Raw genomic sequence first — 23,584 nt, 5'->3', positions numbered from 1 at the left:
ATAGTTTTCTTTAAGAAATAGGAATTGTATGAAATTTGAATTGACATCAGAGTATAGACCGACGGGTGATCAACCAGAGGCAATCAAAGAATTGGTAGCAGGTGTGGACCAAGGTGAACAATATCAGACGCTCTTGGGTGTTACCGGATCCGGTAAAACATTTACTGTTGCCAATGTAATTCAAGAAACACAGAAGCCAACCCTCATATTAAGTCACAATAAGACATTGGCGGCTCAGCTGTATGGTGAATTCAAACAGTTCTTTCCGAATAATTCGGTTAATTATTTTGTTTCTTACTATGATTATTATCAGCCGGAGGCATTTATAGCTTCCACGAATACGTACATTGAAAAAGATCTGGCGATCAATGAGGAAATAGAGAAGCTACGATTGGCAACGACTTCATCACTGATGTCCGGACGACGGGACATTGTTGTGGTTTCTTCCGTCTCCTGTATTTATGGTATGGGAAATCCCGAAGATTTCTCACGGTCAATTTTCGTTTTGGCGTTGGAATGACAATAACACGGAATGCCTTTTTGCATAAACTGGTCGAAATCCTCTATTCTAGAACAACAACTGAATTTAAACGTGGTACTTTTCGTGCAAGGAGATACCGTCGATGTATACCCTGCTTACTTGGATTTTGCGATCCGTATTTCCTTTTTGGTGACGAGATTGACGAATTGAGTGAGATCGATCCGGTATCTGGTAAGACCTTGAATAAAATGGAGGATTTAGCCCTTTTCCCAGCGAACCTTTTCGTTACTCCGAAAGAGAAATTTAAAGAATCTATCTGGGCTATTCAGGATGAATTGATGCAGCGTAAAACACAGTTGGAGGAGGAAGGGCTTATGTTAGAAGCCAAACGTTTGGAAGAACGTGTGAATTACGATCTGGAAATGATGCGTGAACTTGGCTATTGTTCTGGAATAGAAAACTATTCTCGATTCTTCGATGGAAGACAGCCGGGGATGCGTCCTTTCTGTTTGCTGGATTATTTCCCGGAGGACTATCTGCTTGTCATTGATGAGAGCCATGTTACCTTGCCGCAGTTACGGGCCATGTATGGTGGTGACCGCTCACGTAAGGTCTCTTTGGTGGAACATGGTTTTCGATTACCGGCAGCCTTGGACAACAGACCGCTCAATTTTCCGGAGTTTGAATCGTTGACCAATCAGACGATTTATGTTTCGGCGACTCCCGGAGATTATGAATTGCAACAGACGGAAGGTGTCGTTGTTGAACAGGTCATCCGGCCGACAGGCTTATTGGATCCCATTATTGAGGTTCGTCCGGCGATAAATCAGGTGGATGATTTTCTGGAGGAAGTAGACAAAACGATCAAGGAGGGGGGGCGTGTGTTGGCAACGACCCTGACCAAACGGATGGCGGAGGAGTTATCCAAATATATGACCAAGTTGAATCTGAAAGTTCGTTATATACACTCTGAAATCAAGACTTTGGAACGCGTAGAGATTTTACGTGGATTGCGCTTGGGTGAGTTTGATATTTTAGTTGGCGTGAATTTACTTCGGGAGGGATTGGATTTACCCGAAGTTACACTGGTGGCTATTCTCGATGCCGATAAAGAGGGCTTTTTACGTTCGGAGCGCTCACTGATCCAAACGATCGGACGTGCTGCCCGGAATGATAAAGGACGGGTGATCATGTATGCGGATAAAATGACAGATAGTATGCGCGTAACAATTGATGAGACCAATCGACGTAGGGAAAAGCAAATGAACTATAATATAGAACATGGTATCACCCCACGAACGGTTGGAAAGACCAGGGAAGAAATTCTGGAGCAGACCTCTGTCGCCGATTTCTCAGGCGTTGAGCAAAAGTTTTATGTTGAGCCAGATCCTACACAGGCTATTGCCGCGGATCCTGTCATGCAGTACCTCAGCGAAAAAGATCTGAAAAAGCGATTGATGCTGTTCGCAAGAAAATGGATAAAGCTGCGAAAGAAATGGACTTCTTGGAAGCCGCCAAATACCGTGATGAAATGTTCTCTTTGGAAAAGCTCTACGAGGAGCGTTTTTCATCGTAAATGAGATATACTTGCTTTTTAATAAGGCTGTATTTTCCTTTCATGTTGTGTGCATCCCACCTATGATTTCTTACTGAATATTCAATGCTCAGGAGGGGACTTTTCCTTTTTGGATAACCTTTCTTTACGGTCTAGTTTTCGGGTGAAGGTGATTTACCCGCTTAAAAATAGGCGGCATTTTATTGCGCAATATTGTTCAATTATTAACATATTTTGCAAAAATCAAATTCTTCTCAGTAAATTAGGGCTTTAATCTAAACTAAAGCATACTTACAATGAAAAAGCCTATTCTCGTTGTCAAATTTGGATCGGCTTCTATTACCACGAAAGAGGGAGAAGTTGATGAACGTATTGTTTTGGAGGTTGCCCGGCAGATTGCTTCTTTGCAGAAGAAGTACAATATTGTCCTGGTATCTTCAGGTGCTGTTGCTGCCGGCAAGCGTTTTCTCCCCAGTTATACAGGTACACTGTCAGAGCGGAAGGCCGCTGCCGCCATCGGAAATCCGATATTGATTAATACGTATTCCACCTACTTCAGGCCTTTTAAGATTTCGTTGGCGCAAAGCCTATGTGAAAGACATCATTTTTCCAATCGGGACCAGTTCCTCCAGTTAAAGAATACCTATGAGGAACTGTGGCGCAACAATGTTATCCCGATAGCAAACGAAAATGATGTGGTGAGCAATAAAGAGTTGAAGTTCTCGGATAACGATGAACTGGCTACGTTAATTGCTGTTGGATTTGGTGCTGAAAAATTACTGTTTAGTACTTCTGTTCCAGGCGTATTGGACGCGAATAATAAAATCATAGAAAAGATAGAAACCATTGACCGGGATGTTCTGGGATTGGCTAGGAAAGATAAATCTGCGGTAGGATTAGGGGGATGACCTCAAAATTGAATTTTGCGCGTCTAGCTAATCAGATGGGAATTGAAGTGGTTATTTTTAGTATGCAGACTGAAGATGCGATCACGAAAGCGATCAAACATGAAACAGGTACCTTGTGCTTGCCGGAGCGTAAAAAGATCTCCTCACGAAAAAAATGGTTGGCGAGTGGAAGTCTAATTAAGGGTGAGCTGATGGTGGACCGAGGTGCTGAAGAGGCTTTGTTGAAGCATAAAAGCTTACTCGCTGTTGGTGTAACGCGTATTGTTGAGCATTTTGAGAAAGGAGAGGTGCTGAACATTGTGAACCTCGATGGTTTGACAGTGGCTGTGGCCCGGGCGAAAATGGATTCATCGCTGTTATCTCAGTCCAGTAAAAAAATTTAGAAATTGCGCATGCAAATGATATCGTATTGTTATGAGTGAATCAATAATTGAACAATTGAAGGGGGCAGCTAAGGCGAAACAATTCTTGCAACAATTTGCTCCAGATGCTAAAAGGTCACTTTGGAGGCTATCGCTGCGGCACTTGTTGAAGAAGAGGCCCTAATCCTGCATGCGAATAAAATTGACCTGGATCGTATGGATGATGGAGATCCAAAGAAAGACCGTCTTCTGCTGAATAGTGATCGCTTACACGCACTATCAGCTAGCGTAAAACAGATTGCTGATCTAGCAGATCCGACCGATCAGCTGTTGCTCAAGAAAATTTTGCCCAATGGATTAGAAATAGAGAAAATAACAGTCCCGCTTGGTGTTGTTGGTGTGATCTATGAGTCCCGCCCGAATGTTACAATAGATGTAGCGGCGCTTTGTATCCAGTCAGGCAATGTTTGTTTGTTGAGAGGTGGTTCTGATGCGCAATATACAAACGAGGCCTTGCTGCGCGTTATCCATCGTGTATTAGAAGCAAATGGTGTTCCCACAGACATTGTGCAATTGCTGCCTGTAGCGCGTAAACATGTCTCGGAATTGCTGGAAGCTACTAAATATGTCGATATTATTATTCCACGCGGCTCACAATCCTTGATAGATTTTGTTCGGGAAAATGCGAAAGTTCCTGTTATAGAAACTGGCGCTGGTGTATGTCATACTTATGTGGATAAAACAGCTGATCTTGAGATGGCCGCAAAAATAGTAGCCAATGCAAAGATCTCCAGGCCATCGGTCTGTAATTCTTTAGATACGGTTTTAGTGGATAAGGAAGTAGCACCAGAATTTTTGGCTAAACTAGCACCTTACCTTGAAAATGCTGCCGTGGAGGTATTTGCAGACCCCATTGCCTATAAATTATTGGCGCATCAAAAATTTTCAAATTTAGTGGCGGCCGAAGAAGCAGATTTTGGAAGAGAATTTCTAGATTTGAAGTGTTCGATAAAAACAGTCAATGGATTGGATGAAGCTTTGGAACATATCGAAAAATATTCATCAAAACATTCGGAGTGTATTGTGTCTTCGCATGAATTGACTATCGAACGATTTTTGAATGCAGTGGACGCAGCGGCAGTATATGCGAATGCTTCAACTCGTTTTACGGATGGTGGTGAGTTTGGATTGGGAGCAGAAATAGGAATTTCAACACAAAAACTGCACGCACGTGGTCCTTTTGCATTGGAGAAGTTGGTAACAGAAAAATGGATTGTCCGCGGGAATGGGCAGATCCGATAAGAAAAGACTATGGGATTAAGTTTTAAGAAAGATGTATTGATGAACTGGATTGAGGAAATTGGTAAATTTCTGCGTATCTGGACCGAAGGACATGATGCTTTTACGGAGCCGACTGATCCGACAGTTTTTGAAGGTGCTTATGAAAAGTTCTTTGAGAAGAGCAGGGGATATTTTTTGGGACTTTCCGAAAGCGAACTGACGACCTATTCAAAAGCGGAACTTCAGGCACAGCAGTTACATCCACTGGCATTAACCTTACTATTTGATGGCTTGAATGCAAACGGCGAAGAACAGCAGAATTTATTGCGAAAAGCAAAACTCATCTTAAATTTGGCTATGGCTGAAACGGCGAGTTTCTCTTTTCAAGATTATCAATACCTTTCGATGATCGATGGTAAATTGAATAATCAATAAAAATCCTGTCCGTTTCTTTGAAAAGGGACAGGATTTTTATTTTAAGTTATACGATGAACATGCTTAACGTAAGATTTCCCGTGCGATAACCAGTCGTTGTATCTCAGAAGTACCCTCATAGATCTGTGTGATCTTGGCGTCACGCATTAATCTTTCTACATGATACTCTTTCACATAACCATAACCGCCATGGACTTGAACAGCTTCGACAGTATGTTTCATCGCTACTTCAGAAGCGTGTAGCTTGGCCATCGCAGCTTCTTTTCCATAAGGTAGACCTTGATCTTTGGTCCATGCCGCTTTATAGGTCAACAGCCTCGCCGTTTCGATATCTACTTCCATATCGGCCAGTTTAAATTGGATCGCCTGATGTTCTGAAATTGGTTTGCCAAATGTTTTACGTTCTTTTGAATAGGCAAGTGCAAGATTATATGCTCCTGCAGCAATACCCAATGCTTGTGCTGCGATACCTATACGTCCTCCATCGAGTGTTTTCATGGCAAATTTGAACCCAAAACCATCCTCACCGATACGATTTTCCTTGGGTACTTTGACATCCGAAAATAGCAATGAATGCGTATCTGAACTTCGGATTCCCAATTTATTTTCTTTTGGTCCAATTGTGAACCCAGGTAATCCCTTTTCAACAATCAATACATTGATTCCTTTATGGCCTTTTTCTGGATGAGTCTGTGCGATGACGAGGTAAATATCGGCGTGACCACCATTGGTAATCCAGTTCTTCGTACCATTCAGTAGATAGTGGTCACCTTTGTCTTCGGCGGTTGTATGTTGTGAGGAGGCGTCTGATCCAGCTTCAGGCTCTGAGAGTGCAAATGCGCCCAGTTTTTCCCTTTAGCCAATGGAACAAGGTATTTTTGTTTTTGCTCTTCTGTTCCAAAAGCATTCAGTCCATAGAGTACCAAAGAATTGTGAGCGGAAACAATAACGGCTGCGGATGCATCGATTTTGGCGATTTCTTCCAATACAAGTACATAGGCCAAGGTGTCCATACCAGCACCACCATAGGCTTCAGGTGTCATGATTCCCATAAAGCCCAGTTCGGCCATCTGTTTGACAAAATCTGTCGGAAATTTGGCTTCTTCATCCCGTTGTATTACACCCGCTTTCAGTTCTTGGGCAAACTCCCGTGCTGCATCACGGATCATTTTATGTTCTTCGCTTAATTCAAAGTTCATGATATCTCAATTTTATGGTCTATAACTTATCACAACTGTAACTCTTTATTAATCGTCGCAAAGCAAAAATGTTTTAGCATTGCGGCGTTGGCGCTGATTTCAGTCCTTTTTGGGAAACAGCTAGCTTATAACCAAATATACAAAATATATATTATGCTTGCATAGTATTTAATGGACGTTTTTTCATCTCAATTTAAAAAAGTAGGGAATTATTTGTTCGCTAAATTTAATCTACTATATTTGTAGAGTATGTAGTTTTGAACATATTTAAAAAATAAGATTATGAGTTTAAGATTAGGAGACGAAGCGCCAAATTTTAAAGCGCAAACGACTATTGGTGAAATCGATTTTCACGATTATATTAAAGATAGCTGGGTGGTGTTTTTTCACATCCTTCTGATTATACCCTGTATGTACAACTGAGTTGGGGCGTACAGCGAAATTGAAGTCTGAATTTGACAAAAGAGGCGTTAAGGCGATTGCGTTAAGCGTAGATAATGTAAACGATCATTTGAACTGGATCAAGGATATCAATGAAACGCAACAAACGGAGGTGAATTTTCCGGTTATTGCAGATGAAGATCGGCACATTTCTGAGCTGTATGATATGATTCATCCGAATGCTTCTTTGACAGCTACTGTACGTTCGGTTTTCATTATTGGCCCAGATAAAAAAATAAAATTGACCTTGACATACCCTGCATCTACTGGACGTAATTTTGATGAAATCTTACGGGTAATAGATTCATTACAGTTGACAGCAGATTATCAGGTGGCTACACCGGCGGATTGGAAGCATGGTGAAGACGTTATTGTCGTACCTGCCATTAAGACGGAAGATATTCCAGCAAAATTCCCAAAAGGATTTAAGGAAATCAAGCCTTATTTAAGAACAACCCCGCAGCCTAATCTATAAGCAATTAGGTTAAATTTAGAGGTATACAAAACGTCAGATCTTTTTGGATCTGACGTTTTTCATTTTAGAGCCTATTCTATACGCAAGTTTGTTCAACTTATTCGGACCTGTCAATCTACTGAAAGCATATCTTTTATGCAGGATATATTCCTTACGATCTGGAATTCTGATCGCTCACGGTCCAACATTAAAATTGCTTCATGAATAGCTATTGAAACTGTATTGTTTATTTGGGTTTGTATCTGTGAGCGACACAGCAGAAAGAAAAGGCAGCATACTAAAAGGGAAAGTGACCGAAGGTCAAAAAAAAAGGCGGTACTTATGTACCGCCTTTTTATAAATATGATAGGATTACAGTCTTAATAGACCTTAACCATATAAATATAGTCTTGTAATTTTTTGATCTGTTCGGTTCTTGGTAGACCTGCCAATGCATTCTTCCTATTGATTTTTACGCCTGCCGTTAATGAGTCGCTAGGGATATCAGCAAGGGCATTCATGATTGACTTGGTTTTGATGGCAAAAGCAGCACCATCTATTCCTCTTTGTTTACCTGAAATAATCCCGATCACATTCCCTTTACTGTCTAGGACCGGACCACCGCTGTTTCCTGGATTGACAGGAACGGATATTTGATAAGCAATGGTGTCACCCGCATAACCTGTTGAAGAGCTTAAGTATCCTTGTCCATATACTGCTTCATCACGAGGGAAGCCGATGGTATAGATATCCTCACCTAAATCTGAAGTAGACGTTTTGAAGGTATAAGGTAAGCTTTTAGCCTTTTTGAAGTTTTTGTCGGCGATATATAAGATTGCTAAATCTTTGCTGGCATCGGTGTGAACAACTTGTGCTTTGTAAGATTCACCTTTACCATTTTGCAGATAAATGGAGTCTGCACCACTGATCACGTGATAGTTGGTTACCACATAACCATCTGTTGTCAACATAAAACCTGTCGCTCCAAATTGGCTTTCGCTACTTTTAACCGACTTTTTATCATTGATATCTTTGATCGCAGCGTTATGTGCATTGACGTTCTTTTGACATTATTCATGTCACGGCGTAATGCGCTGTAATCTGAAGAGGCTTTTTCCAAGTTGCTATAATAGCCACTTAGCCATAAGGTGCCAAATACCGCAAATACTGCCACAACTGCAGCTACTAAAGAGCTTGCTTTAATCCGCTCCCAAAGAGAAATAACAGTAGACTGTTTCATCGGAACCACTTTCGTGGTTGTACCTTGGGATTTATGATATTCCTTGGCTGAGTTGGCCAATACATTTTTGAAATCAAGCCTCTGGCTAGTTTCCTTCATATTGGTAACAAAGTCGCGGTGTTGTTGTAATTGGGCAGCATACGAAGGGTTTTCAGCACAAAAAGATTCGAATGCCACTTTTTCCGCTGCAGGTAATTCCCCGCGGAGATATTGGTCAGCCAATTCGAAAAATTCTTTTTGATTCATTGTTCCCATGGTGTTACTCAAATTTTAATCTGTTGAAAAAAATATTTTTTCAGCCGTTGAAGGCATTTATATTTTTGAGTCTTGGCATTATCTGTATTGGTATAACCAAATTTTTCACAGATGTCCTGCATCGAGTGGTTTAAGATATAGAAATCATGTAAGATCGTCTTACAGGGTTCACCCATTTTCTCTAGCGCAAGTTCCATTTGATCGAACTTTTTTCAAGTTCCTGGTGCTGTTGTAAATCTTCTTCCTCAAATAAGGAGTCTTCATAACCACTAATGTCACTATTGCCAAAACCCGCACGATTGAGTTGCTTAAGCCAAAGCCTTCGGCAAATCGAGTAAAGATATGTTTTGAGTTTGCTGCTGAGCTCAAAGTCACCTTTGGCAACTTTATCGTAGAGCACAATTACAGCCTCCTGAAAGATATCTTTTGCTTCATCCTCACTTCCATTGTTTTGCAGTATCATATGGCTTATGGATGGATAATATCGTTTATAGATACTATCAATCGCCAAGCTATTGCCTTCTTTGAGGCCTTCAATGATCTGCTCATCATTTTCTAGCAGGACTGATTTACTGAATTTACTCACCTATTAATACCTTAATGCCTAAATTGTAACCCTTTGAAAAATGAAAATCTTCAAAATATTTTCAAACGTAAACTTTTATTTGTTTAATGCGAAATCTAAGCACAAAAATACTGCTTAATACCTGAAACCGAAAGCATTTGTTTTGCTTCGATTTTCAGATGATCCTTGAATCATCCGTTGTTTATTTATGTATCGAAAAAGTTTCGCAATCGAGTGCTTTAATAATCTGCTTGTTATTCCTATAAAATGAAGTTACATTTGGTTTCCTGAACTAAAATGCTTAAATACATTATGTTAAGAAAATCAGTTGTTTTTTCCACGTTACTGACCTCATTGCTGGCTCTTCATTCGACCTTGACAGTGGGACAGTCTTTTACACCACATATCGAAGGTTTCCAGTATGAAGATATCTTATCTCCAAAAGGTAATGAATGGGAATCACCACAGTTATTATCACTCAACAAAGAACTGCCACATGCTTCGTTCTTTTCCTTTTCAAACGTAGAAAATGCGCGAAACGTACTTCCTGAGCATAGTAACTTTTGGCGCTCACTCAATGGTTCCTGGAAGTTTCATTGGGTAAAGACGCCTGAAGAACGTCCAAAAGAATTTTACGATCCCAAATATGATGTCAATGCTTGGGAATCCGTACCTGTTCCAATGAGCTGGAATATCTACGGTATTCAGAAGGATGGCAGCTTAAAATACGGTGTACCGATCTATACCAACCAACGGGTGATTTTTCAACATCAGGTTAAGGTTGATGATTGGCGTGGAGGGTAATGCGTACACCGCCACAAGATTGGACGACTTATATATACCGCAATGAAGTGGGGTCATACCGCCGTAATTTTACGGTCCCGAAGGATTGGGATGGTCGTGAGGTATTTCTCAATTTTGATGGAGTAGACTCTTTTTCTATCTCTGGATAAATGGTAAGTATGTAGGGTTTTCGAAAAATTCAAGAAATCTTGCTTCCTTTAATATCTCTGCTTTCTTAAAAAAGGTGGAGAGAACGTATTGGCTGTAGAAGTTTATCGGAGTTCGGATGCTTCATTTTTGGAAGACCAAGATATGTTCCGACTACCTGGAATATTTCGCGATGTCTCGTTGACTTCAACACCCAAAATCCAAGTCCGTGATCTGGCAGCAATTCCAACATTGGATGATCGCTATGAAAATGGTACCTTAAAAATTACGGGTACCGTACGTAATTTGAGCGATAAGAAAGCTGAGGGTTATAAGCTTGTCTACTCCTTATATAAGAATAAACTGTATAGTGATGAGAATACACTTGTAGACCAGGCTGAAGCATCCGCTGTTGTTCCACAATTGGATGCGAAGGCTTCGAACAGTATTGAAGCGACATTAGCGGTAAAAAATCCAGATAAATGGTCCGCTGAACTTCCCTATCGATATACATTGGTAGCCGAATTGAAGAACAAGAAAAATAAAACGATCGAGACTGTTTCTACCTATGTCGGATTTCGGAAGGTTGAAATTAAAGATACCAAAGCGTCTGACGACGAATTTGGCCTTGCTGGACGTTATTACTACATCAACGGCAAAACGGTTAAACTGAAAGGTGTCAACCGCCATGAGACAAATCCTGAACATGGAAAAGTCGTTACCCGGGAGCAAATGGAAGCTGAAGTGAAGTTGATGAAAAGCGCCAATATCAATCATGTGCGTAATTCACACTATCCAGAGCCTCCATATTGGTATTACCTCTGTGACAAATATGGTATCTATGTTGAGGATGAGGCCAATATCGAAAGCCATCAATATTATTATGGAAAAGAGTCCATTTCTCATGTGCCAGAATGGAAAAATGCGCATGTGGCACGTAATATCGAAATGGTGCATGCGACCATTAATCATCCTTCTATTGTGATTTGGTCGCTCGGAAATGAGGCTGGTCCTGGAGATAATTTTGTAGCCGCCTATGATGCGATCAAGAAAATCGATACCTCAAGACCTGTCCAATACGAACGTAACAACACAATAGTAGATATGGGTTCAAATCAGTACCCTTCTATTGACTGGGTCAGAGGGGCTGTCAAGGAACGTACAAATTGAAGTACCCATTCCATATCTCCGAATACTCACACTCCATGGGAAATGCTGTCGGTAACCTGATCGATTACTGGGAAGCTATTGAGTCGACAAACTTTTTCATGGGTGGGGCAATCTGGGACTGGATTGATCAGGCTATGTATTATTACGATAAAAAGACCGGCGAGCGGTTTTTAGCGTATGGTGGTGATTTTGGGGACAAGCCTAATGACGGTACCTTCGTCAACAATGGCTTGATCTTCGCTGATATGAAGCCCAAACCACAATACTTTGAAGTCAAAAAGGTTTATCAAAATGTAGGGGTTAAAGCTATCGATATTCAACAGGGAAAAATTGAGCTGTTCAATAAAAACTATTTCAAAGATCTTAGTGATTATCAAGTCGAATGGTCTTTGTTCAAAGATGGTGTTGCTGCTGCTGGAAGCGCCGGCACAATAGCTGCTGCTGATTTGCCAAAGGCTCGTCAGAAGAAACAGATTGTCCTACCGATAAAATACGGTAAATTGGATGCCGGATCTGAATATTTTGTGAAAGTTCAATTTTTGCTCAATGAGGACAAGCCATGGGCAAATAAAGGCTTTGTTCAAATGGAGGAACAGCTGTTTGTTAAAGCCGCTGAAAATAAACCGTTGATTTCGTCTGTTGCTAATGGGAAAAATCCTGTGCTTTCCAAAGAAGGTGAGTTGCAGGTGGTAAAAGGGGATCAGTTTGTTGCAAAATTTGACAATAAGACTGGGTCAATCTATAGCTTAGCGTATGCTAACAAGCAAATTATACGGGAGGGCGAAGGACCTAAACTAGATGCTTTACGTGCACCTGTCGATAATGATAACTGGGCTTATCAGCAATGGTTTGAAAAGGGCCTACATAATTTAAAGCACAAAGTGTTGTCTTCAAACAGCTATACGAAGAAAGATGGTACAGTCGTTTTGGCATTTACAATCGAGTCACAAGCTCCCTATGGTGCTTCTTTATTGGGTGGAACATCTGGGACGTATACACTCAAAGAGCATACAGATAAGCCATTTGGTAATGATGATTTCAAATTTACAAGCAATCAGATCTGGACGATATATAAAGATGGTTCGATTGAATTATCATCTAGTATCACTTCCAACAATGCAAGTGTTGTATTGGCAAGATTGGGATACTCCTTGCAATTGCCAGGTGAGTTTGGTAACTACAGCTATTATGGACGTGGTCCGATCAATAACTATGCGGATCGTAAGACGGCACAATTTATAGAATTACATAAAAGCACCGTAAAAGATCAATTTGTACCTTGGCCCAACCCGCAAAATATGAGTAACAATGAGGATGTGCGTTGGACATCTTTGACCAATAAGGATGGACAAGGAGTGATCTTCATTGCAAAGGAACATCTCGCTACGTCCGCATTGGAATATAGTGAACTAGAATTGACATTTGCGCCGCACCCTTATCAATTACCAAAGAGCTCCGGTGTGCATTTGCATTTGGACGCTGCGGTTACAGGTCTCGGGGTAATAGCTGCGGACAAGGGCCGCCATTGGAAAAAGACCGTGTGAAAGCAGTACCAACTTCAATCGGTTTTATTATCCGTCCGATCCAGCAAAATGATTATCTAGCCAAAGCTCATGTTGCTACAGCTGGAGATGCCCCTATTTCTTTCGCCAGAAGTTCAACAGGCGAGGTATCTGTTCTTTCGGGAAATAAAGCGGAGACTGTACTGTATACGTTGAATAATGGAAAAGCAAACACCTATAAGAGCTCTTTTGATCTGCGTCAGGGCGGAACAATAACAGCCTGGTATCAAGGAAATGAAAAACTAAAAGTGACACAACAATACAGTAAGATCGAAACGGTTCCGATGGAAGTGGTCTTTGCCTCCAGTCAGGAGACGGGTGAAGGTGATGCCAAGAACCTATTGGATGGAGATCCTACGTCGATCTGGCATACAATGTACTCGGTCACCGTAGCTCAATATCCGCATTGGGTTGATTTCGATGCGGCGAGTGTGAAGACTATCAAAGGTTTTACATTTTTGCCTAGGCCAGATGGCGCCAATGGCGATATCAAGGATTATAAGATTCAGGTAAGTAAAGATGGTAAAAACTGGGAAGATGTGATGTCGGGTACATTTGAGCGAAATAAAAACTCAAAACCGTTCGTTTTGAGAAACCTGTCAAGGACGTTATATTCGCTTTACCGCATTAAATTCACAACGTGGCGATGATTTCGCTTCAGGAGCAGAGTTTGCTGTTATCGCTGAATAAAGCATAAACGAGATGCGATTAAAGCCAGCACTTGGGAAACCGGGGTGCTGGCTTTTTTGTTTTATATGTCAGGTTTCAGTAAATGCTGGCGTTTCTATGGATTCAATAGGTGTTAAGTAAACCCGTTCTGCACCATCATTGCAGATCTATGTACACTATCCTCTAAACTCAGCCGTTTTTACGGATTCAATACGTTTAAATAAATGAAAGGAACCTGTTCATTGCATGGTCATACTGACAGTTAAGTCTCTGTTATCAGCGAGCAGACAGAACACTATAGGGGTAGAAAATGTCGGTAGTAGCGTTGTTCACCCCTGTAGGTTCGTTAAAAACTGGACCTAAAGGGGTTAAAAAGCTTGTTGAATAATTTTTATAAACTTATTACTGAGAATGTTCCAGCGCTTGTGTATTTTTAACACAGTTTAAACCAAGATCATCATTATCATATGGAAATAGACCAACAGACGAATCCCCGTTTACGGCGTATCAAAAACTCGTGGTGTTTTTGCTGGCGATTACGCAATTTACCGTCGTGCTCGATTTTATGGTGATGTCACCTATGGGCGATATCTTGATGAAGGCCATCGATCTAAAACCATCTCAATTTGGCATTGCGGTTTCAGCCTATGCTTTTAGTGCCGGCGCATCGGGGCTATTGACTGCTGGTTTTGCCGATCGCTTTGACCGGAAGAAGCTCTTGCTGTTTTTTTATTCAGGTTTTATCATTGGAACCTTTTTCTGCAGTTTCGCCAATGATTATTGGACCTTGGTTGCCGCCCGTATAGTGACGGGTTTGTTTGGTGGTGTCATTGGATCGATTTCCATGGCTATTATTACGGATATATTCACGCTTCAACAAAGAGGGCGTGTCATGGGCTTTGTACAGATGGGCTTTGGTGCGAGTCAGGTGCTGGGGATCCCAATAGGTCTATATATAGCCAATAATTGGGGCTGGCATAGTGCTTTCTTATGGATCGCTGTCATGGCTTTGATCATTGTCATTATTATTGCAGTTAAACTGATTCCTATAACTGCACATATCGGCCTGCAGAAGCATCAATCTGCACTTAAGCACCTTTGGTCCACATTCTCGCAAAAGGAATATCGCATTGGTTTTCTCGCGACAGCGTTGCTCTCTATTGGTGGTTATATGATGATGCCTTTCGGAAGTGCCTTTGCCGTCAATAATTTACATGTTAGTCATGAGCAATTGCCCCTATTATTTATGATATCCGGTGTTGCCTCACTGATTATTATGCCTATCGTTGGAAAATTGAGTGACCGTTATGATAAGTTTAAAATCTTTGCGCTAGCTTCAATATGGCTGATGGTGGTGGTCTTGATTTATACCAATCTGGGGTTACACCATTTTATCTTGTTGTCATTTTGAATATCCTGATGATGGCCGGCATCTTGAGCCGCATGACTCCTTCTTCGGCTTTAATCAGTGCGGTTCCTGAGATGAAGGATAGGGGTGCATTTATGAGCATAAGTTCGTCCTTGCAACAGTTGGCTGGGGAGTAGCTGCATCACTCGCCGGTGTGATCATTGTTCAACAGACAAAAGAAAGTCCATTGGAGCATTATCCAACCTTGGGTATTATTGTTGTTTTACTCTCCGTGCTGAGTATTTTTATGATCTATCGTGTCAGCAGGATGATCAAACGAAGACGTCCGATTTCCTAAAACAAAATCGTGCTTATTGATATTAGTATTTCAGGAGAGATTTTTATTATGGAAGAAAAGATTGTTAGATATGATCATCCCAATGGGGAGATCACTGTACTTTGGATTCCCGAGCGATGTGAACATGCCGCCGTCTGTGTTAAAAGTTTGCCACAGGTATATCATCCAAAAGATCGGCCTTGGATTACGGCTCAAAATGCCAACACAGCGGAACTGATTGATCAGATTAAGCGTTGTCCTTCGGGAGCGTTGCAGTACGAACTAAAAAAATAGACGAGGAAATTCGTGTAACAAAAAAAGCATCATTTTATTCAAATGATGCTTTTTTGTTGGCGGTCTGGACGGACTCGAACCCGCGACCCCATGCGTGACAGGCATGTATTCTAACCAGCTGAACTACCAGACCAACAATGTGTGTTTTTTAAAATTTTAGCGGTCTGGACGGGACTCGAACCCGCGACCCCATGCGTGACAGGCATGTATTCTAACCAGCTGAACTACCAGACCTAAAATCTTAAAGATTGTTTTTAATAATTTTTAGCGGTCTGGACGGGACTCGAACCCGCGACCCCATGCGTGACAGGCATGTATTCTAACCAGCTGAACTACCAGACCTAAAAATCTTAAAAACTTATTCTGTTAAAGAACTTACCGAGATTACTCTCTTTTTTGAAGCGGTCTGGACGGGACTCGAACCCGCGACCCCATGCGTGACAGGCATGTATTCTAACCAGCTGAACTACCAGACCTCAACCCTTCTCCTCAGAAGGTGTGCAAATATAGCGTTTGTTTACGTATCTGCAAAGATTTTTGAAAAAAACTAGTCTACCTGACCGTCTTTCATCCTCTCTGCATTTTCCGCAAACTGCAATGCATCGATAATTCCTTGAATATCACCATCCATAATCGCCGGTAGGTTATACATCGTCATACCAATACGATGTTCAGTTACGCGACCTTGTGGGTAGTTATAAGTACGGATTTTTGCTGAACGGTCACCTGTTGAGACCAAAGTTTTTCTTTTTGCAGCAATATCCCCATTCTTTTGTTCAGTTCAAGCTCATAAAGTTTGTTACGAAGCATCTCCATCGCTAACTCACGGTTGGCCAATTGGGAACGTTCTACCTGACAAACGACAACAATACCTGTTGGTTTATGTGTCAATTGTACTTTTGTTTCTACTTTATTGACGTTCTGACCTCCGGCACCACCTGAACGGGATGTCTGTAATTCGATATCACCTGGATTGATCTCTACGTCGACATCTTCTGCTTCTGGCAATACGGCAACTGAAGCTGCTGATGTATGTACACGTCCTTGTGTCTCTGTATCAGGAACACGTTGCACACGGTGTACACCAGACTCATATTTCAATTGACCATAAGCATCTTCACCGATTACTTTAAGGATAACCTCTTTATAACCGCCCGAAGTTCCTTCAGTAACGTCCATCACCTCATTGCGCCAGCCTTTTGTTTCGAAATAACGCGTGTACATACGGTAAAGGTCACCGGCAAATAAAGCCGCCTCATCACCACCCGTTCCACCACGAATTTCGATAATGGCATTTTTGGCATCCTCAGGATCTTTAGGGATGAGCATCAAACGGATTTCTTCTTCTTTTTCCTCTTTTTCAACCAATAAAATATCTAGCTCTTCTTTGGCCATCTCACGAAGTTCCTGATCCTTCTCGTTCATGATGATGTCCTTATTGGTATCAATATTACTGACCATATTTCTATAAATATGGTATTGATCCACGATTTTGCCCAAATCTTTGTACTCTTTATTCAATTTGGCAAAACGTTTCATATCTTGCATGGTGTCAGGGTTGCTTAATTCAGCTTCCACTTCTTCCCATCTTTCTTTGATCGCTTGTAATTTATCTAACATATATCAAAAATGCTTCTTCTAGGAATTTATGACCTAGATTACTATTGAGAGTACAAAAGTAAGGAAATTTTGTTGCTTTTGAACTACCTAGCCAGCTATTAATGAGAGGAAACTGCTTTTAGTCCAACGATAGAAGCAATCAGCGTGAAAATAAAGAATATGCGCCAGAAATCTGCGGGTTCTTTAAAGAAGATAATACCCATTAAAACTGTTCCGACTGCACCAATACCCGTCCATACAGCGTAGGCCGTTCCAAGGGGAAGTGTTTGTGTTGCTTTGATCAGTAAGCCCATACTCGCAAATAGGAAGACAACGAAGGCCCCATACCAAAGCCATTGCTCGCTGCCCTCTGCATCCTTGGCTTTTCCCAAACAGGTTGTAAAACCAATTTCACATATTCCTCCAAGAATTAAAAATACCCAGTTCATATATCTGTTTTTTTGTTCCAGGGACAAAGGTCTACGTTTTTCCGCAGAATAATTTTAACAAATGTTAAAAATTTTAAAGGATATTCGCGCGAATACGGCTGAGGGTTACTTGGCTAACACCTAAGTATGAGGCGATGTAACCAAGCTTGATCCGCTGTATATATTGGGGATATTTTTCGAGCAACTCGGCATACCGTTCCTGGGCCGTATTAAAAGTTTGGACATCGTACGCTGCTCCGCTTTGATAAATTCTAGCTCAGCCATTTTCCTTCCCCAATTAGCAATGGCAATGTCACTCTCATAGAGCGCAAATAATTGTTTTTGGTCAATTTGGTAGACAATACTATCTTCTAGAAGATCAATGTTTTCGTATCCTGGTGTGTCATGTACATAGCTGTTCATCGAGATCAAGGTACCCCCGGAGATACAAAATCCAAGGTAATCTGTCTGTCTGCAGTTTCATAATAGACCCGCGCTAATCCAGATGCCAAAAATAAATGTCCTTCTGGATTTTATCTTGCCTGATCAATACACTATTCCGCTTACATACAAGTTTTTGACTGATCTGCTCGAGCCGATCAATGCTGTCTGGGTTTAGAAAATGGTAGCCCTGAAAGCAGTCTGCTAAAGAAATTACGATTTTTCTCCCATTTTTCCAAACTTAAATTTTCCCCGTCCCATACCGCATAGGTATAATAATTGATCCATTCGCCTAAGTTGACAACACGGCTTTCAGGATTTAGTTTGACATCATAGGGTAGGTGTCTGTGGCCAAATAGGTAAAAATCATGATGTTGCTTGCTTTCGAGTTCTTTCGCATAACCGATTAGCCATTCCTTGTCTTCGCCCAGGAATTTTTCATCTTCATTATTGGAAAGTCTGCTGTGTTTGGACCATCGGGTGGCGATTCCTATGCCCAAATTGGGGTGTAATCTTGCAAATAACCATTGGCAGAAACGGCTCCGAAATACTTTTTTGAGCAATTTGTACTTATAATCACCGGAACCCAAACCATCCCCATGGTGGATATAAAAAAGTTTATTGTCTAATACAAGTTCCAGTTCATTGTCAACGATCTGAACATTTAATTCCTTTTTGAGATAATCAAACATCCACATATCGTGGTTGCCTTTAAATAACGTGATCGGGATACCGAGGTCGGCAATTTCCGCTAATTTGCCCAAAAAGCGTATATAACCTTTGGGAACCACAGTCGCATATTCAAACCAAAAATCGAATATATCACCAACAAGATAGAGCTCTGCGGCATCGACCTTGATCGCATCGAGCCACTGAATAATGGATCGCTCTCTTTCGCGCGAATGCTCCAACGGATAGGATCCTAGATGGAAGTCTGAGGCAAAATAGATTTTTTTCTTGTTGACATGTGCCCAAATCTAAAGAAAATGGAAGCGAATACAAAATTCGCTTCCAGAATATCTTTTTACAATTTGGACAAATCTGTTAGGAGGGTTTTCAAATATTCCGAAGCCTCGGGATCGATTTGCTTCAAAGTCTGTTGGAGCTGATCAGGATAGGCGTCTTTAATGGCCATGATTGAACTTGCGATAACCATATAAGACTGATCCTTAACTCCGTTAAGTAGCAGGTTTTTATACTTTTTATCTTTGATCTGTCCCAGCTTTCGGATCGCTGAAGCACGTATGACGGAAGCGGATGATTTTTCTGCCAATGAAGCAATGATGTTCGTAGTCGATTTCCGGCTAGCTGGATCCGTTAGATCGAGCCCCTGAATGGCCATCGCCACAAGGTCGGCATCCGGATCGGCTAATGCCGCTGTTAGTATCTCTCGTCCCGCTGTTGTTTTCGAGTTTTTCATGGCAAATAGCATTGCGGCGACACGGTTGGCAAAAGAAGGTGCATGCTCATACTGATAACGATAATCTGCTTCGGTTTTGTCAATATGGATCTCACCGACAAGTGTTTTTTCTGGATCGATATCGATAAATTCAACTGTATTTTTTAGGGAATTGTCAGCTGAGTATTCCGTTTGTTGAGCTGTACCGTTTTCTCATTTTGCCTTCTTTGGTATAGATGTCAATGGCAAGCGGTATTTGAAACGTTTGAACAGCGGAATCTTGCACCTGAGCGATGTTGAGGCTCAGTATATTGTTTTCATTTTTGGTTGTCACTTTGAGGATAGGATGACCTCCTTTGTAGTACCACTGGTTGAAATAAGGTGCCCAGTCTTTACCTGTCACTTCCTCCATGGTGAGACGCAGCTGTTGTGGCTCGCCTGTTTTGAAAGAATTCTCGGTCAGGTATTTTTTGAGTGATTGATAAAAGGCAGCATCACCCATCTGTTCTTTTAAGGCGTATAAGATCAATGAGCCCTTGGCGTAGCTGATGTTGTCAAACATATCTTCTTTATCGTGATAATAGTAGCGCGCGAGCGCTGGACTATTGCCATTTTTGGTTGATTTGAGATAGGATTGTAGTTTTTCAAATCTTGATTTATCACCTTTTTCCTTACCGCCATCATGCTCATGCCAGATGATTTCACCAAAAGTTGCGAAAGATTCGTTCATCGTTAAGTTAGACCAGGATTCAGCGGTAACCAGATCGCCAAACCATTGATGGAACAACTCATGGGCAATGGTGCCCTCTTCATTTTCATCCAAAAGTTCCCTTTTGGTCTTTTGCACATGCTCACCATGTAAGGTCGCTGTGGTGTTTTCCATGGCACCAGAGACATAATCGCGGCAGACGATTTGCGCATATTTGTTCCAAGGATAAGGGACTCCCAAGGTTTTGCCATAAAAATCCATCATGGCTGGTGTTTTACCAAAGATATCTTTCGCATAAGGGGCATACTTCGGCTCCAAATAATAATCAACAGGAATATTATTGTATTTATCTTGATAAATCTTAAAATCTCCTACGGCCATCATAAATAGATAGGGCGCATGAGGAAGATCCATTTTCCAGGTATCAGTACGTGTGCCGTCATTGTTCTTCTGCTGGTTGACCAGAGCTCCATTGGAAAGACTGACATAATTACCCAGTACGGTCATTGAAATTTCGGCTGTCGTCTTTTGGTTGGGGCGGTCAATGGTTGGGAACCAGGCAGAGGAGGCCTCTGTTTCGCCCTGGGTCCAGATCTGTCTTGGTTTATTCGGTGTGCTTTCAGCTGGATTAATAAAGTACAGCCCTTTCGCATCATTGATTGCTGCACTGCCCTGTGCTTTTAGTAGATTGGGTTTGGCTGTATAATCCAGGTAGATGGTATATTTCTCATTGGATAGGTAATTGCGATCCAATTTAATCAGAAGAGAATTATCGTCATAGGTGAATTTTAAGGGGACCAGTTGCTGCCCATTGACCAGTGCAATCTGTTTGATATCCATGCCTTTGGCATCCAGACGGAGTGAATCTGTTGGGTAAAAATGCGGCTGTAGGGTGACCCATTCTTTTCCATTCAAAAATTGATTTTTATAGTCAAAATGGACATCGAGTTTGGTATGAACGAGGTTGTTGACCCGAGTGGGAGTGGAACGATATTGCTGATCTATCGGAAGTTGCTGCGCTTGACTCATACCGATAGCAGAAAGGGATATGGCCAAGTATAGGAAAGCGATTCTTTTGCGCATTGTTGAATTATTTAGAAGATTTAAATAAAGCTAAATAAATTTCGGCTGATGTAAAAATAAGGATTTCGGAAAATCCAGTGATATGATATACGGTCAGTTCTTTGAAAAGAGTGAATTATTGTTTCTGAACGGACGAGAATGACATTTACTTGAGATTAGCACTATGAATTCTGAAATTATATTTGTTATTTTTGGATGAAACAAGTATAAAGTTTTTTATGATAAACAAAAAAATTGGCCTTATCCTGATGATGATAGGTATGGCAGGTACAGCAAGCACTGTTTGTGGACAGCAGTTGAAATATCCAACGACGAGCAAAGGCACTGTCGTAGACGAATTCTGGGGCGAGAAAGTATCCGATCCCTACCGTTGGTTGGAAGACGACCGTTCAGCAGAAACAAAAAGTTGGGTTCAGGCCGAAAATAAAGTCACTTTTGATTATCTAAATACTATTCCTTTCCGTTCGAAATTGAAAGAGCAATTAACGGAAATCTGGAATTATGAAAAATAGGAACACCTTTCAAAGAAGGGGCGTATACCTATTTCTTTAAAAACAATGGGCTTCAACAACATTCCGTGCTTTACCGCAAACTGGGTGAGAATGGAACGGAGGAAATTTTCCTTGATCCAAATACTTTTTCGAAAGATGGATCGACTTCCTTGGCCGACGTTTCTTTTTCAAAGGACGGAAGTCTAGTGGCGTATTCGATCTCTGAGGGCGGCTCGGACTGGAGAAAAGTGATCGTATTGAATGCAAAGGACAAAGCACCGGTAGGCGAGACCCTTGTTGATGTCAAATTCTCAGGCATCGCCTGGAAGGGTAATGATGGGTTTTACTATTCAAGCTATGATAAACCCAAGGGGTCTGAACTATCTGAGAAAACAGATCAGCATAAATTGTATTACCATAAACTTAAAACAGCACAATCTACGGACCAGCTGATTTTTGGCGGTTCGGCAACCCCGAGACGTTATGTCGGTGCTTCATTAACAGATGACCAGCGCTATCTGATTATCTCTGCGGCAAATACAACGACGGAAATGAACTTTATTACCAGGATCTGAGCAAGCCGAATAGCAAGATCATCTGCCTACAGGATCATTTTGATGCAAATACGGGCGTAGTTGATAATATCGGAGATACTTTCTTATTGGAGACCAACTATAAAGCTGCCAACAATAGATTAGTTAAAGTAGATCTAAAAAAATCCAGCAAAGGAAAACTGGAAGGATGTCATTCCTGAAACTGAAAATGTACTTTCGATCAGTACCGGTGGTGGCTATCTATTTGCAAACTATTTGAAAGATGCTGTTTCTGTTGTTATCCAATACGATTATACAGGTAAAAAAATCAGACAGATTGAATTACCTGGTGTAGGGACCGCTAGTGGTTTTTCGGGTAAGAAAAAGGAAAAGGAAATCTACTTTGGTTTCTCAAATTACATTACGCCTTCATCCAGTTATAAATTTGATGTCAATTCAGGAAAATCGTCACTTTATATCAAACCGAAGGTCAAATTTGACAGCGACAAATATGAATCGAAGCAAGTTTTTATACTTCGAAGGACGGAACAAAGGTTCCAATGATTATTACCTATAAAAAAGGCATCGCCCTGAATGGTAAAAATCCAACGATTGTATACGGTTATGGCGGATTTAATATCAGTCTGACTCCGGCTTTCAGTACTTCCGTTGCGGTTTGGCTGGCAAATGGTGGTGTGTATGCTGTTCCCAACTTACGTGGTGGTGGTGAATATGGTCAAAAATGGCATGATGGTGGTAGACAGTTCAATAAACTGAATGTGTTTAACGATTTTATCGCTGCGGCTCATTATTTACAGGAAAATGGTTATACTTCACCTGAATACACCGCATTGTCGGGAGGTTCCAATGGTGGCTTACTTGTCGGAGCAACAATGACCATTGACCCTAAAGTAGCTAAGGTGGCATTACCAGAGGTCGGCGTGTTGGATATGTTGCGTTACCATACTTTTACGGCAGGTGCGGGCTGGTCATACGATTACGGTACGGTTGCTGACAGCAAAGAGATGTTTGATTATCTGAAAGCTTATTCGCCTGTGCATAATGTGAAAACAGGAGTCAGTTATCCGGCGACAATGGTACTAACCGGAGATCATGATGACCGTGTTGTTCCTGCACACTCGTATAAGTTTGCATCGGAATTGCAGGCTAAGCAGGCTGGAGATAACCCTGTATTGATTCGTATTGAAACCAAAGCTGGACATGGTGCTGGTCGATCTACAGAGGTGTTGATCAATAGTACAGTTGATAAATACGCTTTTGCGCTCTGGAATATGGGCATCAAAGAATTGAAATAAGGATATCGGAGGGACCATCTACAATCCGATTATGGCTGTAGATAGTTTTATCCAAAGACAATAAAAAGTCCATATCGACAAAGTCGATATGGACTTTTT

22 protein-coding genes, 4 tRNA genes and 7 pseudogenes are annotated in these 23,584 nt (G+C 41.3%); 19 read left to right on the top strand and 14 right to left on the bottom strand.

Annotated features, from left to right (window positions below):
* Nucleotides 1-28: 28 nt before the first annotated feature.
* The 7 genes and pseudogenes from KUH03_RS14740 to KUH03_RS14715 all read left to right on the top strand — a co-directional run bounded on the left by KUH03_RS14740 (nucleotide 29) and on the right by KUH03_RS14715 (nucleotide 5,022).
* Nucleotides 29-520 (top strand): DEAD/DEAH box helicase family protein, encoded by a 492-nt coding sequence (locus tag KUH03_RS14740; RefSeq protein ID WP_257094407.1) that lies wholly within the window; start codon nucleotides 29-31, stop codon nucleotides 518-520.
* Nucleotides 517-1,737 (top strand): annotated as a pseudogene (locus KUH03_RS14735) (helicase-related protein); the annotation flags it as partial. The gene KUH03_RS14740 and the pseudogene KUH03_RS14735, both read left to right, overlap by 4 nt.
* Before the next feature lie 218 nt (nucleotides 1,738-1,955).
* On the top strand, nucleotides 1,956-2,057 hold the full coding sequence (locus tag KUH03_RS48645) for a UvrB/UvrC motif-containing protein (RefSeq protein WP_373564815.1): 102 nt from the start codon (nucleotides 1,956-1,958) through the stop codon (nucleotides 2,055-2,057).
* 275 nt (nucleotides 2,058-2,332) lie between these two features.
* Nucleotides 2,333-2,944: a hypothetical protein gene (locus KUH03_RS14730; protein ID WP_257094403.1), complete on the top strand. Its 612-nt coding sequence runs from the start codon at nucleotides 2,333-2,335 to the stop codon at nucleotides 2,942-2,944.
* The gene (locus KUH03_RS14725) at nucleotides 2,941-3,327 is read left to right on the top strand and encodes a PUA domain-containing protein (protein ID WP_257094401.1); all 387 of its coding nucleotides are present in this window, start codon (nucleotides 2,941-2,943) and stop codon (nucleotides 3,325-3,327) included. The genes KUH03_RS14730 and KUH03_RS14725 overlap by 4 nt, the downstream gene beginning before the upstream one ends.
* Before the next feature lie 120 nt (nucleotides 3,328-3,447).
* Nucleotides 3,448-4,608 (top strand): glutamate-5-semialdehyde dehydrogenase, encoded by a 1,161-nt coding sequence (locus KUH03_RS14720; RefSeq protein WP_257094399.1) that lies wholly within the window; start codon nucleotides 3,448-3,450, stop codon nucleotides 4,606-4,608.
* Nucleotides 4,609-4,617: 9 nt separating this feature from the next.
* The gene (locus tag KUH03_RS14715) at nucleotides 4,618-5,022 is read left to right on the top strand and encodes a hypothetical protein (protein WP_257094397.1); all 405 of its coding nucleotides are present in this window, start codon (nucleotides 4,618-4,620) and stop codon (nucleotides 5,020-5,022) included.
* Between the two features lie 63 nt (nucleotides 5,023-5,085).
* On the opposite strand, the pseudogene KUH03_RS14710 reads toward KUH03_RS14715, so the two are convergent.
* Nucleotides 5,086-6,221 (bottom strand): annotated as a pseudogene (locus tag KUH03_RS14710) (acyl-CoA dehydrogenase).
* A gap of 282 nt (nucleotides 6,222-6,503) precedes the next feature.
* Between KUH03_RS14710 and KUH03_RS14705 the strand changes: the two are divergent.
* Nucleotides 6,504-7,137, top strand: a pseudogene (locus KUH03_RS14705) (peroxiredoxin).
* Nucleotides 7,138-7,496: 359 nt separating this feature from the next.
* Here KUH03_RS14705 and KUH03_RS14700 read toward each other — a convergent pair.
* The 3 genes and pseudogenes from KUH03_RS14700 to KUH03_RS14690 all read right to left on the bottom strand — a co-directional run bounded on the left by KUH03_RS14700 (nucleotide 7,497) and on the right by KUH03_RS14690 (nucleotide 9,197).
* On the bottom strand, nucleotides 7,497-8,087 hold the full coding sequence (locus KUH03_RS14700) for a S1C family serine protease (protein WP_257094395.1): 591 nt from the start codon (nucleotides 8,085-8,087) through the stop codon (nucleotides 7,497-7,499).
* On the bottom strand, nucleotides 8,081-8,623 hold the full coding sequence (locus KUH03_RS14695) for a hypothetical protein (RefSeq protein WP_257094393.1): 543 nt from the start codon (nucleotides 8,621-8,623) through the stop codon (nucleotides 8,081-8,083). The genes KUH03_RS14700 and KUH03_RS14695 overlap by 7 nt, the downstream gene beginning before the upstream one ends.
* A pseudogene (locus KUH03_RS14690) lies at nucleotides 8,620-9,197 on the bottom strand (RNA polymerase sigma factor). The gene KUH03_RS14695 and the pseudogene KUH03_RS14690 overlap by 4 nt, the downstream one beginning before the upstream one ends.
* Nucleotides 9,198-9,473: 276 nt before the next feature.
* Here KUH03_RS14690 and KUH03_RS14685 point away from each other — a divergent pair.
* The 10 genes and pseudogenes from KUH03_RS14685 to KUH03_RS14650 all read left to right on the top strand — a co-directional run bounded on the left by KUH03_RS14685 (nucleotide 9,474) and on the right by KUH03_RS14650 (nucleotide 15,486).
* Nucleotides 9,474-9,980, top strand: coding sequence for a hypothetical protein (locus KUH03_RS14685; RefSeq protein WP_257094391.1), 507 nt, complete (start codon nucleotides 9,474-9,476; stop codon nucleotides 9,978-9,980).
* On the top strand, nucleotides 9,980-10,129 hold the full coding sequence (locus KUH03_RS14680; RefSeq protein WP_257094389.1) for a hypothetical protein: 150 nt from the start codon (nucleotides 9,980-9,982) through the stop codon (nucleotides 10,127-10,129). Before KUH03_RS14685 ends, KUH03_RS14680 begins: the two co-directional genes overlap by 1 nt.
* A gap of 85 nt (nucleotides 10,130-10,214) precedes the next feature.
* Nucleotides 10,215-10,310 (top strand): annotated as a pseudogene (locus KUH03_RS14675) (hypothetical protein); the annotation flags it as partial.
* Entirely contained in the window at nucleotides 10,308-11,276 is a 969-nt protein-coding gene (locus tag KUH03_RS14670; RefSeq protein ID WP_257096970.1) for a glycoside hydrolase family 2 protein, read from the top strand. The pseudogene KUH03_RS14675 and the gene KUH03_RS14670, both read left to right, overlap by 3 nt.
* The gene (locus tag KUH03_RS14665; RefSeq protein ID WP_257094387.1) at nucleotides 11,273-12,820 is read left to right on the top strand and encodes a glycoside hydrolase family 2 TIM barrel-domain containing protein; all 1,548 of its coding nucleotides are present in this window, start codon (nucleotides 11,273-11,275) and stop codon (nucleotides 12,818-12,820) included. Before KUH03_RS14670 ends, KUH03_RS14665 begins: the two co-directional genes overlap by 4 nt.
* A complete protein-coding gene (locus tag KUH03_RS14660; protein WP_257094384.1) occupies nucleotides 12,802-13,488 on the top strand; it encodes a discoidin domain-containing protein in 687 nt (228 codons plus the stop codon). Before KUH03_RS14665 ends, KUH03_RS14660 begins: the two co-directional genes overlap by 19 nt.
* 536 nt (nucleotides 13,489-14,024) lie before the next feature.
* Nucleotides 14,025-14,918, top strand: coding sequence for an MFS transporter (locus tag KUH03_RS14655; protein WP_306429591.1), 894 nt, complete (start codon nucleotides 14,025-14,027; stop codon nucleotides 14,916-14,918).
* Entirely contained in the window at nucleotides 14,915-15,052 is a 138-nt protein-coding gene (locus KUH03_RS45955) for a hypothetical protein (protein WP_306429590.1), read from the top strand. The genes KUH03_RS14655 and KUH03_RS45955 overlap by 4 nt, the downstream gene beginning before the upstream one ends.
* Nucleotides 15,053-15,069: 17 nt before the next feature.
* Nucleotides 15,070-15,213: a hypothetical protein gene (locus tag KUH03_RS45950; protein WP_306429589.1), complete on the top strand. Its 144-nt coding sequence runs from the start codon at nucleotides 15,070-15,072 to the stop codon at nucleotides 15,211-15,213.
* A gap of 9 nt (nucleotides 15,214-15,222) precedes the next feature.
* The gene (locus tag KUH03_RS14650) at nucleotides 15,223-15,486 is read left to right on the top strand and encodes a (4Fe-4S)-binding protein (protein WP_257094382.1); all 264 of its coding nucleotides are present in this window, start codon (nucleotides 15,223-15,225) and stop codon (nucleotides 15,484-15,486) included.
* A gap of 57 nt (nucleotides 15,487-15,543) precedes the next feature.
* On the opposite strand, the gene KUH03_RS14645 is transcribed toward KUH03_RS14650, so the two are convergent.
* The 10 genes and pseudogenes from KUH03_RS14645 to KUH03_RS14600 all read right to left on the bottom strand — a co-directional run bounded on the left by KUH03_RS14645 (nucleotide 15,544) and on the right by KUH03_RS14600 (nucleotide 21,145).
* A tRNA-Asp gene (locus tag KUH03_RS14645) sits at nucleotides 15,544-15,619 on the bottom strand.
* Nucleotides 15,620-15,646: 27 nt separating this feature from the next.
* Nucleotides 15,647-15,720 (bottom strand) — tRNA-Asp (locus KUH03_RS14640).
* Between the two features lie 34 nt (nucleotides 15,721-15,754).
* A tRNA-Asp gene (locus tag KUH03_RS14635) sits at nucleotides 15,755-15,828 on the bottom strand.
* Nucleotides 15,829-15,888: 60 nt separating this feature from the next.
* Nucleotides 15,889-15,962: transfer RNA gene (locus KUH03_RS14630), tRNA-Asp, on the bottom strand.
* 71 nt (nucleotides 15,963-16,033) lie between these two features.
* Nucleotides 16,034-17,106 (bottom strand): annotated as a pseudogene (gene prfA, locus KUH03_RS14625) (peptide chain release factor 1).
* A gap of 98 nt (nucleotides 17,107-17,204) precedes the next feature.
* Complete coding sequence (locus KUH03_RS14620; protein ID WP_108636081.1) at nucleotides 17,205-17,534, bottom strand: multidrug efflux SMR transporter; 330 nt, start codon at nucleotides 17,532-17,534, stop codon at nucleotides 17,205-17,207.
* Nucleotides 17,535-17,654: 120 nt separating this feature from the next.
* Nucleotides 17,655-17,936 carry a hypothetical protein gene (locus KUH03_RS14615; protein WP_257094380.1) on the bottom strand — a complete coding sequence of 94 codons (282 nt, stop codon included), beginning with the start codon at nucleotides 17,934-17,936 and terminating at the stop codon, nucleotides 17,655-17,657.
* 176 nt (nucleotides 17,937-18,112) lie between these two features.
* Nucleotides 18,113-18,865, bottom strand: coding sequence for a UDP-2,3-diacylglucosamine diphosphatase (locus KUH03_RS14610; protein ID WP_373564731.1), 753 nt, complete (start codon nucleotides 18,863-18,865; stop codon nucleotides 18,113-18,115).
* 113 nt (nucleotides 18,866-18,978) lie between these two features.
* A complete protein-coding gene (locus tag KUH03_RS14605) occupies nucleotides 18,979-19,386 on the bottom strand; it encodes a HEAT repeat domain-containing protein (RefSeq protein WP_257094378.1) in 408 nt (135 codons plus the stop codon).
* Between the two features lie 142 nt (nucleotides 19,387-19,528).
* Nucleotides 19,529-21,145 carry a M1 family metallopeptidase gene (locus KUH03_RS14600; protein ID WP_257094376.1) on the bottom strand — a complete coding sequence of 539 codons (1,617 nt, stop codon included), beginning with the start codon at nucleotides 21,143-21,145 and terminating at the stop codon, nucleotides 19,529-19,531.
* 218 nt (nucleotides 21,146-21,363) lie between these two features.
* On the opposite strand from KUH03_RS14600, the pseudogene KUH03_RS14595 reads away from it, so the two are divergent.
* Nucleotides 21,364-23,485 (top strand): annotated as a pseudogene (locus KUH03_RS14595) (prolyl oligopeptidase family protein).
* The last annotated feature ends 99 nt before the right edge of the window (nucleotides 23,486-23,584 follow it).

It is taken from the genome of Sphingobacterium sp. E70 (assembly GCF_019285695.1).
GTDB classification, from domain to species: Bacteria; Bacteroidota; Bacteroidia; order Sphingobacteriales; family Sphingobacteriaceae; genus Sphingobacterium; species Sphingobacterium detergens.
This window is presented reverse-complemented; position numbering and strand designations above follow the sequence as displayed.